12 protein-coding genes are annotated in these 14,703 nt (G+C 65.8%); 1 reads left to right on the top strand and 11 read right to left on the bottom strand.

Translation table 11 applies throughout. From position 1 onward, the window contains the following. Positions 1 to 71 precede the first annotated feature (71 nt). From ACW9UR_RS21300 to ACW9UR_RS21260, 9 genes are all read right to left on the bottom strand, one after another. A complete protein-coding gene (locus ACW9UR_RS21300; RefSeq protein ID WP_458919085.1) occupies positions 72 to 1,232 on the bottom strand; it encodes a mandelate racemase/muconate lactonizing enzyme family protein in 1,161 nt (386 codons plus the stop codon). Continuing rightward, entirely contained in the window at positions 1,229 to 2,317 is a 1,089-nt protein-coding gene (locus ACW9UR_RS21295) for an ABC transporter ATP-binding protein (protein ID WP_458919084.1), read from the bottom strand. The genes ACW9UR_RS21300 and ACW9UR_RS21295 overlap by 4 nt, the downstream gene beginning before the upstream one ends. Next, entirely contained in the window at positions 2,304 to 3,365 is a 1,062-nt protein-coding gene (locus ACW9UR_RS21290) for a LacI family DNA-binding transcriptional regulator (protein WP_458919083.1), read from the bottom strand. Before ACW9UR_RS21290 ends, ACW9UR_RS21295 begins: the two co-directional genes overlap by 14 nt. Further along, complete coding sequence (locus ACW9UR_RS21285; protein WP_458919082.1) at positions 3,362 to 5,401, bottom strand: alpha-amylase family protein; 2,040 nt, start codon at positions 5,399 to 5,401, stop codon at positions 3,362 to 3,364. Before ACW9UR_RS21285 ends, ACW9UR_RS21290 begins: the two co-directional genes overlap by 4 nt. Then, positions 5,398 to 6,219 carry a carbohydrate ABC transporter permease gene (locus tag ACW9UR_RS21280; protein ID WP_458919081.1) on the bottom strand — a complete coding sequence of 274 codons (822 nt, stop codon included), beginning with the start codon at positions 6,217 to 6,219 and terminating at the stop codon, positions 5,398 to 5,400. The genes ACW9UR_RS21285 and ACW9UR_RS21280 overlap by 4 nt, the downstream gene beginning before the upstream one ends. After that, the gene (locus ACW9UR_RS21275; RefSeq protein ID WP_458919080.1) at positions 6,216 to 7,154 is read right to left on the bottom strand and encodes a carbohydrate ABC transporter permease; all 939 of its coding nucleotides are present in this window, start codon (positions 7,152 to 7,154) and stop codon (positions 6,216 to 6,218) included. The genes ACW9UR_RS21280 and ACW9UR_RS21275 overlap by 4 nt, the downstream gene beginning before the upstream one ends. Positions 7,155 to 7,156: 2 nt before the next feature. Next, positions 7,157 to 8,458: an ABC transporter substrate-binding protein gene (locus ACW9UR_RS21270; RefSeq protein WP_458919079.1), complete on the bottom strand. Its 1,302-nt coding sequence runs from the start codon at positions 8,456 to 8,458 to the stop codon at positions 7,157 to 7,159. A gap of 178 nt (positions 8,459 to 8,636) precedes the next feature. Beyond that, entirely contained in the window at positions 8,637 to 10,160 is a 1,524-nt protein-coding gene (locus ACW9UR_RS21265) for a sulfatase family protein (protein ID WP_458919078.1), read from the bottom strand. Positions 10,161 to 10,237: 77 nt separating this feature from the next. Beyond that, positions 10,238 to 10,843, bottom strand: a complete 606-nt coding sequence (locus ACW9UR_RS21260; protein WP_458919077.1) for a DUF502 domain-containing protein — start codon at positions 10,841 to 10,843, stop codon at positions 10,238 to 10,240. A 114-nt stretch (positions 10,844 to 10,957) separates the two neighbouring features. On the opposite strand from ACW9UR_RS21260, the gene ACW9UR_RS21255 reads away from it, so the two are divergent. Continuing rightward, complete coding sequence (locus ACW9UR_RS21255) at positions 10,958 to 12,247, top strand: glycosyltransferase (protein ID WP_458919076.1); 1,290 nt, start codon at positions 10,958 to 10,960, stop codon at positions 12,245 to 12,247. Here ACW9UR_RS21255 and ACW9UR_RS21250 read toward each other — a convergent pair. Both ACW9UR_RS21250 and ACW9UR_RS21245 read right to left on the bottom strand, forming a co-directional pair. Further along, positions 12,213 to 13,583 (bottom strand): aminotransferase, encoded by a 1,371-nt coding sequence (locus ACW9UR_RS21250; RefSeq protein ID WP_458919075.1) that lies wholly within the window; start codon positions 13,581 to 13,583, stop codon positions 12,213 to 12,215. The two genes, ACW9UR_RS21255 and ACW9UR_RS21250, sit on opposite strands and share 35 nt — an antisense overlap. An 85-nt stretch (positions 13,584 to 13,668) precedes the next feature. Continuing rightward, positions 13,669 to 13,980, bottom strand: coding sequence for a hypothetical protein (locus ACW9UR_RS21245; protein ID WP_458919074.1), 312 nt, complete (start codon positions 13,978 to 13,980; stop codon positions 13,669 to 13,671). Positions 13,981 to 14,703 lie beyond the last annotated feature (723 nt).

The raw sequence follows: 14,703 nt of genomic DNA, 5'->3' as shown, positions 1-14,703 counted from the left end.
AGATTATTATGCTTATTGTACCAATCCACGCGACGTCAACGGTATTTTCTGCATACACCCGCAAGAAGCCTCTACCAATTGGCTACCGCCCCGTCCGGGCGGCGCAGCCGGGGCGCGCCGACGCGCTCGACCGGCAGCGGCTCGGCCAGCTTGCTCTCATCCACCTCGACGCCAAGCCCCGGCAGGTCGGGCACCGGGTAGGCCGCACCGTCCAGCCGGCATTGCACCGGGAAGACCTCGGGGGCATCGAAGCCGCAGGCTTCGACCGGCGTGTCCCGGCATTCGAGATAGGCGAAATTGGCAATCGCCGCGCCCATGTGGACGGACGCCGCCGTGCAGATCGGCCCCAGCGGGTTGTGCGGCATCATGTCGACGTAATGCGCCTCGCACCAACCCGCGATCTTCATAGCCTCAGTCAGCCCGCCGACGATGCACAGGTCGATCCGCATGAACTGCGCCAGATCACCCTCGACGTAGGGCAACGCCTGCCACTTGGAGCTGAACTCCTCGCCGATCGCGAAGGGCATGGGGGTCATGCGGCGCAGGGCGCGGTAGGCGTCCGCGGTCTGGTCGCGGATCGGCTCTTCCAGGAAGTCCAGCGTCGCGGGCGGCATCATCTGGCAGAACATCGCCGCCTCGGCCACCGACAGGCGGTGGTGATAGTCCAGCCCGATCATCGGCCCCGGCCCCAGTTCCTCGCGGGCACGGGTCATCCACTTCGCCGTCTCGGCTATCGACGCGCGGGCGTCGTAGATGTCCTTGGTGTAGTGCTGCGCAGGCGACAGGCGGAAGCAGTTCCAGCCCAGCGAGACCAGCTTCTTCGCCTCGTCGATCATCGCCTCGTCCGGCTCGCGCGCGGTGGAGGCGAAGCAGGGCACCCGGTCGCGCTGGCGTCCGCCCAGAAGATCGCAGACCGGCACGCCGAGGCACTTGCCCTTGATGTCGTGCAGCGCGATGTCGATAGCCGAGAGCGCCGCACCGATGACCGTCCCGCCCTCCATGTACTGGCTGCGGTAGAGCTGTTGCCAGATCCGGGCGATGCGGAACGGGTCCTGGCCCAACAGGATCGGCGTGAAATGCTCCAACATCCCCAGCACCGCACGTTCGCGGCCTGTGAAGCCGCTTTCGCCCCAACCATAGGTGCCGTCTTCCAGAGTGATCTTCAGCAGAAGCTGGTTGCGCTGCCCGATCCGCGTATGGATCGGGCGCACTTCGGCGATGCGGTGGCTCATGCCGGGACCGCATCCGAGAAGCTGCCACGCAGGCGGGCGCCATCCGGCTCGAACGCCAGAAGGTGCTGGGCGGCGGCGGTCAGGGGCACATGCTCGCCGGGATGCGGCGGACGCGGATCGCGCGTCTCGGCAATGACGCTCTCGCCGCTGGGAAGCGTGCCGTAAATGTAGCGCGTGCCGCCAAGGTTCTCGACGACGTCAACGCGGGCGGTGACGTCGAGCGCGCCGCCGGAGCCGGGCTGCAGATGCTCGGGCCGGACGCCGACCTTGAGCGGACCCTGCCAGTCGTGCCCCTCGGGGCGCAGTCCCAACTCCGCCCCGACCTTCAGCGAGGCGCCCTGCCCGGCCAACTGTCCTTCGAGGAAGTTCATCCGCGGGCTGCCGATGAACCCGGCGACGAATTCGTTCGCCGGATCCTCGTAAAGCTCCATCGGGCTGCCCTGCTGCTCAATCTTGCCTGCCCGCAGCACGACGATCTTGTCGGCCAGCGTCAGCGCCTCGGTCTGGTCGTGGGTCACGTAGATCATCGTCGCGCCGATTTCCTGATGCAGCTTCGCCAGTTCGACCCGCATCGCGACGCGCAGCTCGGCATCGAGGTTCGACAGCGGCTCGTCGAACAGGAACAGCTTTGGCTCACGCACGATGGCCCGGCCGATGGCGACGCGCTGGCGCTGTCCGCCCGAAAGCTGCGCGGGCTTGCGCTTGAGCAACGGCTCGATTTGCAGCGTCTGCGCGGCCTTCTGCACCTGCTGGGCGATCTGGGCGCGCGGCACGCCCAACATCCGCAAGCCGAAGCCGATGTTCTTCTCGACCGTCATGTGCGGGTAGAGCGCATAGTTCTGGAACACCATCGTCACGCCGCGTTCGACCGGGGTGGCGTCGTTCATCCGCTTGCCGTCGATGCGCAACTCGCCGTCGGTGATCTCCTCCAGACCCGCGATCATCCGCAGAAGCGTGGACTTGCCGCAACCCGAGGGTCCGACGAAGACGGTGAACGAACCCTCCTCGACCTCCAGATCCAGCGAAGGCACGACCTCCACCGGGCCGTAGCACTTGTTGATGGCGTCCAGTTCAAGCACCGGCATCGGCGGGTCCTCCTTCCCTCTGTTCTCTTGGTGCGACGACCGAGTCGCGCACGATCAGCTTGCAAGGCAGCACGTCACGGTGGGCGTCCTCCTCGCTCGGGCGTTTGCGCCCGGTGCGTTCCGCGACACGCGCAGTCAGCGCATCGGCGATGGCCTCGACCGGCTGCGCGACGACGGTGATCGCCGGGGTCATCAGGCGGAACAGTTCGACATCGTCGAAACTGACCAGCGAGACATCCTGCGGGATCGAAAGCCCCCGCTCGCGCAGCACGTTCATCGCGCCGATGCTCATCCGGTAGCTCGACCCGAAGACCGCCGTCGGCGGCGGGCCTTCATCCAGCATCCGCTTCATCGCCTCAGCCCCGGTGACGCGTTTCCATCCGCCGTCCTGCATCAGGTGCTCGGCGATCGGCAGACCTGCCGCTTCCATCGCGCGGCGCCAGCCTTCGAGTCGCGAGATCGCAGTCTGGTTCAGCAAAGGGCCAGTGATGATGCCGATCCGGCGATGCCCGGCCTCGATCAGATGACGCGTCGCGGCCTCGGCGGCGCCGGCATTGTCGACCTCGACCCCGTCCAGCGCCACACGCGGCTGCGGGTTGTCATAGGTGATGACCGGCGTGCCCAGCCCGACAAGGTCGCGGATCGCCTGCACATGATCCGGCGAGCCGCCCATGACCAGCGCATCCACCCGGTAGTTGCGAAAAAAATCCAGCGCGGCCGAGACGGACTCGGGCGAGTTGTCGTGGCAGTGCGTCAGGCTCATCAGCCCCTTTGCGCGCAGGTCCGCGACCAGCCGCTCGACCAACGCGCTATGAAAACCGTCGAGGTTCGGGACAAGTATCCCGATCACCCCGGTCCGCGCCGCCTTCATCGCCGAGGCCAGCGCATTGCGCCGGTAGTCGAGCTTGTCGATGGCCGCCGCGATCCGCTCGCGGTTGTCCTCCTTCACCGGCAGGTCGTTCAGGAAGCGCGAGACCGTGCCGATCGAGACCCCGGCGGCCTCGGCCACTTCGGTGATCGTCACGGTACGCTGGCGGGTGGTGCTCATGTGGCGTCCTCGAAAGCGACGGCGCGATGGATGTGAAGGCCGTCCAGCCGCACCGTAGCGCGCCCGTCCGCCCAATCCCAATCCAGCGGGGCGCCGTCCGGCACCGAGACCACGCGTGCCGGTTTCGACTCCAGCGCCACCGAAGCGGTCAGCGGACCGAGGCGCGGGATGTCCTCGATCATCTCGATATGGCGCTGCCCGTGCTGCAGGTCGTCTACCGCGACGCCGCGCACCTGCGGCCCGCCGTAGAGCATGTGCAGGATGGTCCGCCCCTCCTGCCGGGTCACGGTCGCCCGCCCGCCCGAGGGCAGGTCCGTCACCAGCCGGCGGCGCGGCAGCAGCCGGTCGATCAGCCCCGCGACCGCGTATTTGTAAAGCGGCTGGCCGATGCGCTTGTAGGTCGAGAAGATCGGCCAGGCGATATAGCCGGTGTTCCCGGTCACGACGATCCCCGGCCCGAGCGGCTCGGCGGCGGGATCGTCGGGGAAATGCTGGTGCGAGCAGAACGCCCGCCAGCTGCGGTTGGCATAGGGACGCATGACCTGCCCCAGCGCCTGCCCGCCCTTCAGCGCGACCTGCCGTGCGGGAGCATAGACGACAAGCGCAGTCTCGGGCAGGCGCGGGTCCAGCCCCTCGGCACGCAGGTAGGTCGGATCGAAAACGGTCTCGCCGCCCCGGTCCTCGATCCCAAGCGGCAGAGAGAACTCCCCCGCCGGACCCAGTCCCGACCGCCCCGAGGCGATCAGGCGGCCGCCGTTGTCCAGGTAGGATTTCAGCCGCGCCGCCAGCATGTCGTCGACGGGGATATCGTCGGGCAGGATCAGCAGCGGATAGGCGTCGAAATCGCTGCCGCGGTCGAGTATGTCGAACGGGATCTGCATCTCGAGCAGCATCTGCGCCGCGCCGTCATCGGATTGGGCGTTGCGCCGACCGCCCGGCGGGGCGAAGTGCTCGACCGCGAGGATGCCCACATCCGACAACTGCCGCGCGCCCTTCAGCCAAGGCTCCAGCGCCTTCACGCGGGCATAAGCGGGGGCGATCCGGGCGTAGGTATCCGGGTTCACCGCGCCCGAGGGGTGCAACTGGTCCCCGACAAGGCATTTCGTGCCCAGCGCCGCCATCTGCGCGCATTCGTAGTCCAGCGACTCCGCTGACTTGAAGCCTCCGAACTCGCCCCAGAGCGTATGGAATTTGCCCGTCTGGCCCAGCGTGTCGAACCCGGCGGGCACAGCGTAGCGGGCACTCGACGGGAAATGGTCCCAGCCCCAGCCGCCGGTCGGCAGGCTCTCGATCTCGAGGTGCGAATACGTCCGGTACTGGTCCCGGTCGCGCTTGTTGATATGCCCGGCATTGTAGAAGATCCGCAGCTCGGGGAACTCCGCCCAGAGCGCCTCGGAGACCTGCGCGCGGAACGCATCGACCGTGCGCTGATCATTCTCCGCCCGGTCCTCGGGCTTCTCGGGGTCCAGCCCGGCCTCGAGCATATTGGCCGTGCAGGTCGGGCAGACGCAGTCGAAGGCGTTGACGATATCGAAGAACAGGCCCGGCGGGCTATACTTCCGCGCCACCTCCTGCCCGGTCGCCAGCACGTAGTCGCGCAGGCCCTCGTTCGACAGGCACAGCGTATGCCATGTCGGCGTCAGCTGGCGCGAGGCCGAGGTGTCCGCGCTTGGATGCTGCGAGCGGTTGGTCGCACTCATCAAACGCCATTCGGGCCGGGTGCGGGCGATGTGCTCGTCCCATTGCACGGTGATGTAGACCGGCGTTTCTATATCGCGCGCCCGGCACGCTTCGATCATCTCGCCCAGAAGGTCGGGCCGCGCGAGGCCCGGATGCGCCGGGCCCACCTCGCTGGGATAGTAGGCCCAGCCGTGGTGACATCGGGCGAACAGCGTCACACTGTCCACGTTCGCCTTCGCCAGCGTGTCGGCGAAACGGTCGGGGTCGAAATCCGCGCCCACACCGCCGATTGCTTCGGAGGTGTGAAAGTCCAGGTGGATCTGGCGATAGCGCAGCGGGGGAAAGGCCTTGGTCATTCCTTGCTTCCGGTCTTGGTGGCCGCTCCGGCGGTGAAATAGCGCTGGAACACCACGAATATGACGAGCGGCACGATCGTCGTGATGATCGCCGCCACGGCGACCTGGTCGAGATTGCCGTCGTAGACACCCTGCACGCGGGCGAGCAGGGCGGTCAGCGGCAGCTCCTCGCGCAGGAACACGACCGGCAGCAGCAGGCCGTTCCACGTCCACATGAACTGCAGGATCGCGACGGCAGCGATCGGGGTCAGCATGTTCGGCAGCACGATGTGGAAGAACCGCGCGACCGGGCCGCAGGCGTCGATCTGCGCCGCCTCGATCAGGTCCTTCGGGAAATCCTCGAGGTAGTTCTTCACCAGGAACACCGCCCAGGCGAAGCTGAGCCCGGCGAAGGGGATGATGACCGACCAGATGTTGTCGATCATGCCCAGGTCGCGCCACAGCATGAACAGCGGGATCACCACCACCTGGTTCGGCAGCACGAACGCGTTGACGATGATCAGCAGCAGCACCCGGCGCAGCGGGAAGCTGAGATACTGGAACGCATAGGCCGCAGCCGGGGCCATGATCATCGGGATCAAGGTCGAGATCACCGCGATCTTCGCCGACACCCAGGTCGCATAGGCCAGCGGAAACCGCTCCCACACGTGCTTCCAGGCGTCGAGCGTGAAGGTGATCTTCTCGGTCGACCACCAGCCGAGCGTCGTCTCGGACAGCGGGCGGATCGACATGGTGACAAGGCCGATCAGCGGCACGATCCAGATCAGCGCGACCAGCGCGACGACGGGAAGGATCCAGCGGGGGGTCTTGCCGATCATCTGCTCGCCCTCGTGCGCTGCGCGATGAGCGGGGTCGAGACCACCAGCACCGCCAGCAGCAGGATCACCGTGCTGGCCGCACCATAGCCCATCTTGAAGTTCAGCATCGACTCGCGGAACATGAAGAAGCCCACGGTCTCGGTCTGCCGGACAGGGCCACCGCCGGTCAGCATGTAGATCAGGTCGAACGCCTTGAGGCTCTGCAGCAGGTTGATGAAGATCGCCACGCGCACGCCGGGCAGCGACAGCGGCATCACGATGTGGCGCATCGTCGACATCGGCTTAGCGCCATCGATATAGGCCGCTTCGAAAAGGTTGCGCGGAATCGACTGGATCGAGGCGAAACAGGTCATCAGCGGCAGCCCGACCTGGGTCCAGACATAGGCCACGATCAGGGCGCCCAACGCCGTCGAAGGATTGCCGAGCCAGGCCTCCTGCAAGTTTTCCAGCCCGACCGCGCCAAGGATGCTGTTCAGAAGACCGTAGTCGGGGCGGTAGATGCCGACCCAGATGAAGCCGACCACAGCCTCGCTGACACCGTAGGCCGCGAAGATCATGACGCGGAAGATCAGCGTCTCGCGCGGCTTCATCGCGCAGGCCATGGCCAGCGCCCAGCCGATGGCCACTGAAAACACGGTCGCCGAGACCGACCAGACGAAGGTCACGCGCAGCGCCCGCAGGAAGTTCTCGTCGTTGAAAAGCTTGATGTAGTTGCCGAACCCGACCGGCTTGGGCGGGGCCAGGCCCTTGATCTCGAAAAAGCTCAGCCGGATCGTCTCGATCACGGGATAGACCACCGACACGCCGAAGAAGATCAGCAGCGGCGCCAGAAGGATCAGGGCCGCGCGGCGCTGGGACAGCTGGCGCGGCGGGCGCAGGGCGCCGGCGGACGGGCCTTTCAGCCCGTCCACGGAAGTTGCGGTGATCTCGGTCATTTTCAGTAGGACGCGTTCGCGACTTCTTCCAGCCGCTCGACGGCGGCGGCAATGGTCTCGTCGCTGGGATCCTGAAGGAACTTCTGGATCTGGATGCGATACTCGCTGACAAGATCGCCAGGCAGCAGGTCGCCAAGAACGAACTGCACCTGCGTCGCGCTGTTCACCTCGTTGACCGAGCGCTGGATCACCGGATCGTAGATCGACGGATCGACCGCGCTCGACGGCGAGGCGAGCCCATACTCGGCCATGATCGCGGCCGCGTCGGCGGTCAGCATGTAGCCCATGAAGGCATTCGCGCCCTCGAGGTTCTTGACCGAGCTGAGGATGTTGAACTCCTTGGCGTCGACCATCGACTGGTCGTCAAAGCCCATCCCGAAATCCGGGAACTGGAGCAGGTGGAAATCCTCGCCCGCGTTCAGCTCGTAATCCTGCTTGGCGCGCGTGTTTACCCACATGCCCAGCAGCAGATAGCCCGCATCGCCGGTCTTGAGCACGGCGTCGGCGGCCGCCTGCCAATCCGTCGCCAGCATGGTGTTGGCGTCACGGCAGCAGTTGGCGTTCATCATCTCGCCCAGCCGGCCGAACGCGGCGACCACTTCGTCGCTGGTCCACGGCACCTCGTGTGCGGCCAGCTTCGAGACGAAATCCGCTCCGGCAAGGCGCAGCAGGATCGACTCGAACCACTCGGCGTGCGCCCAGATGTTCGCGGGGATCGCCAGCGGGGTCACGCCCTCGGCGTTCAGGCTGTCGAACCCGGCGATGAAGTCCTCCCAGGTCTCGGGCGGCGTCAGGCCGGCCTTTTCCAGCGTGTCAGGCCGGAACCACAGGCCCGAACGGTCGCCGAACGTGTAGGTCACGCCGTAGTTCACGCCGTCGATGCTGGAGAGGTCCTTCCACCCGTCCGAAAGATACTCGGACCAGCCGTTGGCCTCCCATGCTTCATCCACCGGCTGAATCAGACCGGCATCCAGAAGCTCCTGCCGGAAGGCTGGCCAAGTGTTGATCAGAATGTCCGCCTGCTCACCGCCCAGAAGCACCGTGCGGATACCGCCGCGGGTATCGCCCGAGGTGGCGGGAATGATGTTGCGGAAGGTGATGCCGGGGTTTTTCTCGGCGAAGTCCGCCTGCAGCGCCTCCATCATCTCGCCCTGCGAGCCGGACAGCCAGTTGATCATCACCAGCTCACCCGAAACATCGGCTTGCGCGGTGCCGAAGGCCAGCGGCGTCAGCATCGTGCCGGCGGCGAGCGCCCCCAGCAGCCTGCGCCGTCCGGCGCGGAAGGTCGCGGTGTGTTCGGTCATCATTTCCTCCGTGGCGGTGTTGGTTCGTTGTTGTTCGCTTGCCGACGGCGACGTTCCGCCCGTACTGCCGTCGGTTTTCGTAAAAACGTTATGACAGGTGCCCGAGTCGGGTAAAGCGTTTTTTATGGTTTTAGGACATTCGATGCTCTGGAGGTTTTTTAGAAATTATTCCAGCGCGTTACGCCGCACCCCGGACATGCTCCGGGATATCCCCGATCGTAGCCATCTGCTGTTCGAGCGCTGCGACCATCTCGTCCCTTACCTCCGCCGCCGCCGGATCGTCCCAAAGATTACGCAGCTCGGAGGGATCCGATTCGAGGTCGAACAGCTCCCATTCCGGCGGATCGCTACGGGCACCGCTGCCGGGATGGCCGAGCCCGTCATTGTACCAGTAGATGATCTTGTGCCGCCGGGTCCGCAGCCCGTAATGCGCGAAGGCCTGGTGGCTGTTGTCCCGGTGCATCCAGTAGCGGTGATAAACCTGCTCCGGCCAGTCCTCGGGGGCCGCACCCTCTAGACAGCCCCGGAAACTGCGCCCCTGCATATAGCTGGGCACCGGCGCTCCGGCATAGTCCAGAAGCGTCGGCGCGAAATCGACGTTGCAGATCATGTCATCTACGACGCCGCCCGCCTCCAGCCCCGCCGGGTAGCGCATCAGGAAGGGCATCCGCAGCGATTCCTCGTACAAGTAGCGCTTGTCGAACCAGCCGTGCTCGCCCAGGAAGAACCCCTGATCCGAGGTGTAGATGACGATCGTGTTCTCGGCCTGCCCGGTCGCCTCCAGATGGTCAAAGAGCCGACCCACGCTCTCGTCGATCGAAGCGACGCATTGCAGGTAGCGGCGGATGTAGCGCAGGTACTTGAAGCGCGAGAGTTGCTCCTGCGTCTCGAAGGTGAAGACCTCGCCGGTGTTCACGTCCACAAGCCGCAGATCGCGCGGGTCCTCCGGGTGCGGCACCTTGCGGCCCGGACGATGCTCGACGTGCAAAGGCCCGACCTCGGCTCCGCCTTCGGGCTGCGCCAGCCCCAGATCCTCGTACTCGAAATCCGTCCGTACGCGCATTCGCGCCTCATGCGCCGCACGCGAGCGGGTTGCATAGTCGTCGTCGAAAGTCTCGGGCACCGGCAGGTCGATGTCGGCGTAGAGGTCCCGGTACTTCGGATGCGGCGCGAAATTCCGATGCGGCGCCTTGTGATGGCACATCAGGAAGAAGGGCTGGTCATCCCCCTGCCCCAGCCAGTCGAGGCATTTGTCGGTGATGATGTCGGTGACATATCCCGGCTCCCGGGCCGCCCCCTCGGGGCCGATGAAAAGCGGATCGAAATAGTCTCCCTGGCCGGGCAGCACCGACCAGTGATCGAACCCGGTGGGCTGATGCTCCGCACCCTCGCCGAGGTGCCACTTGCCCACCATCGCCGTGCGATAGCCGGCCTGCTGGAGGTGTTTGGCAAGATGCGGGCGGCGGTTGTCGAACGGCGTGGTCAGCGTGGTCACGCCGTTCACATGATTATACTGCCCGGTCAGGATCGCCGCCCGGCTGGGCGTGCAGATCGAATTGGTAACGAAGCAATTATCGAGCCGGACGCCGCCTTGCGCGATCCGGTCGATATTGGGCGTCCGGTTCAGCCGCGAGCCATAGGCGCCGATGGCCTGCGCCGCATGATCGTCGGACATGATGTAAAGGATATTCGGGCGGCGCATGGGAACCTCGCATAATGTGCTTTTTGCTTAAAGAACATTATGGAGCCATTCCCGCAACCCCCTTCCCCCACCCAATTTCAGGCCGGGCCGTCCCTCCGCGCGGCAGCTTCCATCTCAAGCGTCGACAGACCGATCCCGTAGCTCCGCAACCTCTTGGCGACGTCCCGCGGATTGAGGTCGAGGTAACGCAACTGCGCCTGCGGCACGGTCCAGACGAACCCGGTCTTTGTATTGGGCGTGAGCGGTTGAAACACGACCGACAGCCCTGCCTCCAGCACCTCGATCTCGTAGCCGAGAAACCGCTGGCCGTCCTCGCTGCCGACCAGAACGACCTTCCAGTTGTCCTCTTGCGCGCTGTTGTGCACCGCGTCGGTGATCGAGCGTTTGGTGGTCTGGTAGACGGGAAACGCCTCGATCAGCCTGGTCTCGAGACGTGCCATCCGCCCGGAAACGACGGCGCTGCGCGCCGCAAGTCCGGCAAGGAAGCACACGAAGGCGATCAACAGCGCCGCAACGATATTCGCCATGGCGACGCCTGCGAAACTGTCGACCGGCATCACCCGGCTGACGGGCTTGGCAACCTTCAGCGCGATCTGGAACGCATGCCCCAGGACCATGGCGAGGAATATCATCGGTATCAGGAAGATGACCCCGCCGATCACCGTCGTCTTCACGCTGTTCATGCCTGGCCCTTCCGTGCCGTCCGCCGCCCCGGCATCCTAGCGGCAAACACCGCCGACGCCAGCGCGCGGAAACGCAAGCTGGCACATGAGGTTGCGCCCGGCTATTGCTGCGGCATGAGCACCGACCGCCCCCTGATCGTCGCCGTCACCCTGGGAACCCGCGGCGACGTCGCGCCGTTCTGCGCAGCGGGGATGCACCTTGTCGCCCACGGCTACCGCTTCCGCCTGGTCGCGCCCACGACCGGCCAACGCCTGGCCGAGCGGTGCGGGCTGGAGTTCGTCGCACTCAACGCAGACGACGCGGGCGACGCGCTACAAGACGACTCGGTTGCCAGGCTGGCCGGCGCGGGCGTACTGGGCACTCTGCGCAACATCCCCCGGATGCGCGGTATGGCGCAGCGCCACGTCGGGCGGCTGATGGCGCGCACGGCTGAGGCCGCATCAGACGCGGATCTCGTGCTCTGGCACTGGTTCCTGCCCTTCGCCGCCTGGGTGGCCCAGGCGCGCGGCAAGCCCGCGCTCATGGTCGCGCCGCAGCCCGTCGGCGCAACCCCGGCACACGCATTGCCGGTCGTGCCCGCCGCCAGCCTCGGCGGTCCGCTCAACCGGGTCAGCCACCACTTGCCCCGCCTGCCCTCGCTGCTGCTGCGCGGCGCGTTCAACGACTTTCGCAAGGGGCTGGGCCTGCCGCCGCTAAGCCGGTTCTCGCATCCGTTCCCCCCGGGCACGCCTGCCTTCCTCGCCTGCAGCCCGGCGCTTCTGCCGCCGGGCCTGACCCTGCCCGAGGGTACCGAGGTGGGCGGCGCGTTCCCCCTGCACCTCGGCCAGGGCTGGACACCCGGAGACGATCTGCAACGCTTCCTCGATGCCGGGCCGCCGCCGGTCTATCTGGGCTTCGGCTCGCTGCCCTATGTCCCGCGCCACGCCCGCAGCGCCTTGGCCGAAGGGCTGGCGCGTTGGGGCGGACGGGCGATCCTCTTCAAGGGCGGCGCGAAACTGAAGCTGCCCCAGAACGAAAGGCTATTCCTGACCGGCCCGCAACCGCACGAGAAACTGTTCCCGATGACCGCCGCTGTCGTTCACCACGGGGGCGCGGGCACGCTGCACACGGGCCTCGCGGCGGGGCGACCGACGTTCATCACGCCCATTGTGTTCGACAACCATTTCTGGGCCGACCGCGCGCGGAAACTGGGAACCGGCCCAGCGCCCGTGCCGATGAAACGCCTGACACCGAAGCTGCTTGCCGAACGGCTCGACGAGTTGACCGGAACCCCCGCTTACGCCGAGGCCGCCGGACGCGTGGCCGGGCAGATGGCGCAGGATGACGGGCCCGCGCGCCTGCGGGCCCGGATCGCGCGCGCGCTGGGTCTCAGCCCAACGCCGCCTTCAGCGCCTGCGCGGTGACGCCGGCAATCTTCTCGGCCTCTTCGCGGCTCAGGCTCAGCGGCGGCGCATAGCCGATGATGTCGCCCTGCGGCATGGCGCGGGCGATCACCCCGCGCTCGCGCATGGCGGCAACGACAGCGCCGGTCGTCTTTCCGACCGGATCGAAGAATTTGCGCGCATCGCGATCCTGAACCAGTTCGACCGCGGCGAGCATACCCTCGCCCCGGATCTCGCCGACGTTCGGATGATCCCCGACCGCATCGGCCAGCGCCGCGCGCAGATGCGCACCGACGGTCCCGGCATTCTCGACCAGTCCCAACTCGTCGACCAGCTTCAGGTTCGCGACCCCGGCTGCAGCCCCGATGGGATGCGCCGAATAGGTCCAGCCATGCCCGATCGGCCCCATCTCGTCGGTGCCCTTCTCGAATACCCGGAAGACCTTCTCGGACACGATGGACCCCGAAAGCGGCGCATAGGCCGAGGTCAGTCCCTTGGCGATGGTGATGATGTCAGGCTTCATCCCGTAGTGGTCCGAACCGAACATCGTGCCGAGCCGCCCGAACCCGGTGACCACCTCGTCGGCAATCAGCCAGATATCGTGCTTCTCCAGCACCGGCTGGATCGCTTCCCAATAGCCTTTGGGCGGGGGAACGATGCCGCCCGTGCCCAGCATCGGTTCGGCGATGAAGGCTGCGATGGTGTCCGCGCCCTCTCGCTCGATCAGCGCTTCGAGGTCGGCGGCGCATTGGGCCGAGAACTGCTCTTCGCTCTGGCCCAGGTCCTCGCGGCGGTAGTAGTAGGGCGCGGTCGTGTGCACGACCTGGCTCAGCGGCAGATCGAAGGCGCGATGGAACGGGTCCAGCCCGGTCAGCGAGCCGCTCATCAGGCCCGAGCCGTGATAGCCCCGCCAGCGGCTGATGATCTTCTTCTTCTCGGGCCGACCGAGAATGTTGTTGCAGTACCAGACTAGCTTGATGTTGGTTTCGTTCGCGTCCGAGCCGCCAAGGCCGAAATAGACCTTGCTCATATGCGCCGGCGCCCGCTCCAGAACCATGTGCGCCAGCGTCACCGAAGCCTCGGTGCCGTGCCCGACGTAAGAATGATAGTAGGCCAACTCATGCGCCTGCTTGGCAATCGCCTCGGCGATCTGCGTGCGCCCATAGCCGACGTTGACGCAGTAGAGCCCGGCAAACGCGTCCAGCAGCTTGGTGCCGTTGCGATCCTCAATGTAGGACCCGCTGGCCCCCGTGATGATCGCGTTCGGGCTCTCGCCACGCGCGTGCTGACCCCAATGGGTCGAGGGATGCAGGAAACTCTCGCGGTCCCATGCGTCGAGCTGGTCGTTTCGCAACATGTCGGCTCTCCACTGTCGTTTCCGAAGTGATAGCCGGTTGGGATCGGGGGTTAAACCTTTGTGACGGGACAGCCCCGGATCAATCTCAGGAGCAGTCCCAGGTCTCGAAGTTCACGGTAACTCCGCCCGGATCATTCATCGCCTCGGAGGGATAGATCACGAACGTGTTCTTCGCCGAAAGCACGCCTTTCTCGTCACGGAACACCTCCAGGATCGTGGAGTACTGGATCAGTTCCGGATCGCCGCTCACCGAATAGCAGGTGTTCCCGGAACAGGTCATCACGTTCTGCTTTTCCAGATCAGTGCCCGTAGCGGAAACCGAGACCGCCAGCCCGCCTTTGCGCGCATAGTGAACCGGCACCGAATAGTTCGTGGCGACGCAGCGAAAGTCGGCCATGTAGGGCTCGGCCACGGCACCTGTCGCGCACACGTAAAGGATTGCTGCCCCGAGGGAGCTAACACCTATGGTTCGTCGCATTGTTCCAGACATGTCTCGCCCCCAATTGCGCGCCCTGAACGAGCGGATCAGAGAGGTAAAACAAGACCTTCATGGCGGACGAACGACGCGATCACGGCAAGAAGGCGGCTATCGGCCGGCGCCCCAACAGGTTTTGGTCGAAGCTCACGTGGCTCAGCCAATTCAGACGCGGCAAGAACCCTCCGAGCTAAATCAACTCGTCACGCTGGTCGTTTTCGATCAGCTGGCACTGACCGAGCGAAGGTTGCCTCAGCGTTCGCGGCGCATCCATTGATAGCCGAAAGGCAACGCCTCGCAGAGGCTTGGGGGCCCCAGCGGCCATGGTGGCTTCGATCACCTGCTCCTCAGTGGCGTCGGCCTCGCGATAGCAATACTTTCCATGACCTTGCCGGTGAAGAGGTGCGCCTTTCGCAGGACTATGAAAATCTGCTCGTACAGGCTGTCCTGCGTCGCGACGCCCGCAGCGGCGACCGACCAACACTAGGCCGTCCTGCATGTCGTAGGACCGGTGCACAGCGCCATTGCCCCCGACTCGCCGGCGCCAACAAGCGTTCCTGCGCACAAAGGCCCTGTCCGCGTCCGTCCGTTCGCCGACACGGCACCCCGGGACTCTGCCTCGGGGCACAGCCCGGTAGCCTTGCG

The sequence above is a fragment of the Halovulum sp. GXIMD14794 genome (assembly GCF_054457455.1).
The sequence above is the reverse complement of the archived record's forward strand: the minus strand, read 5'-3'. Positions and strand labels throughout refer to the sequence as shown.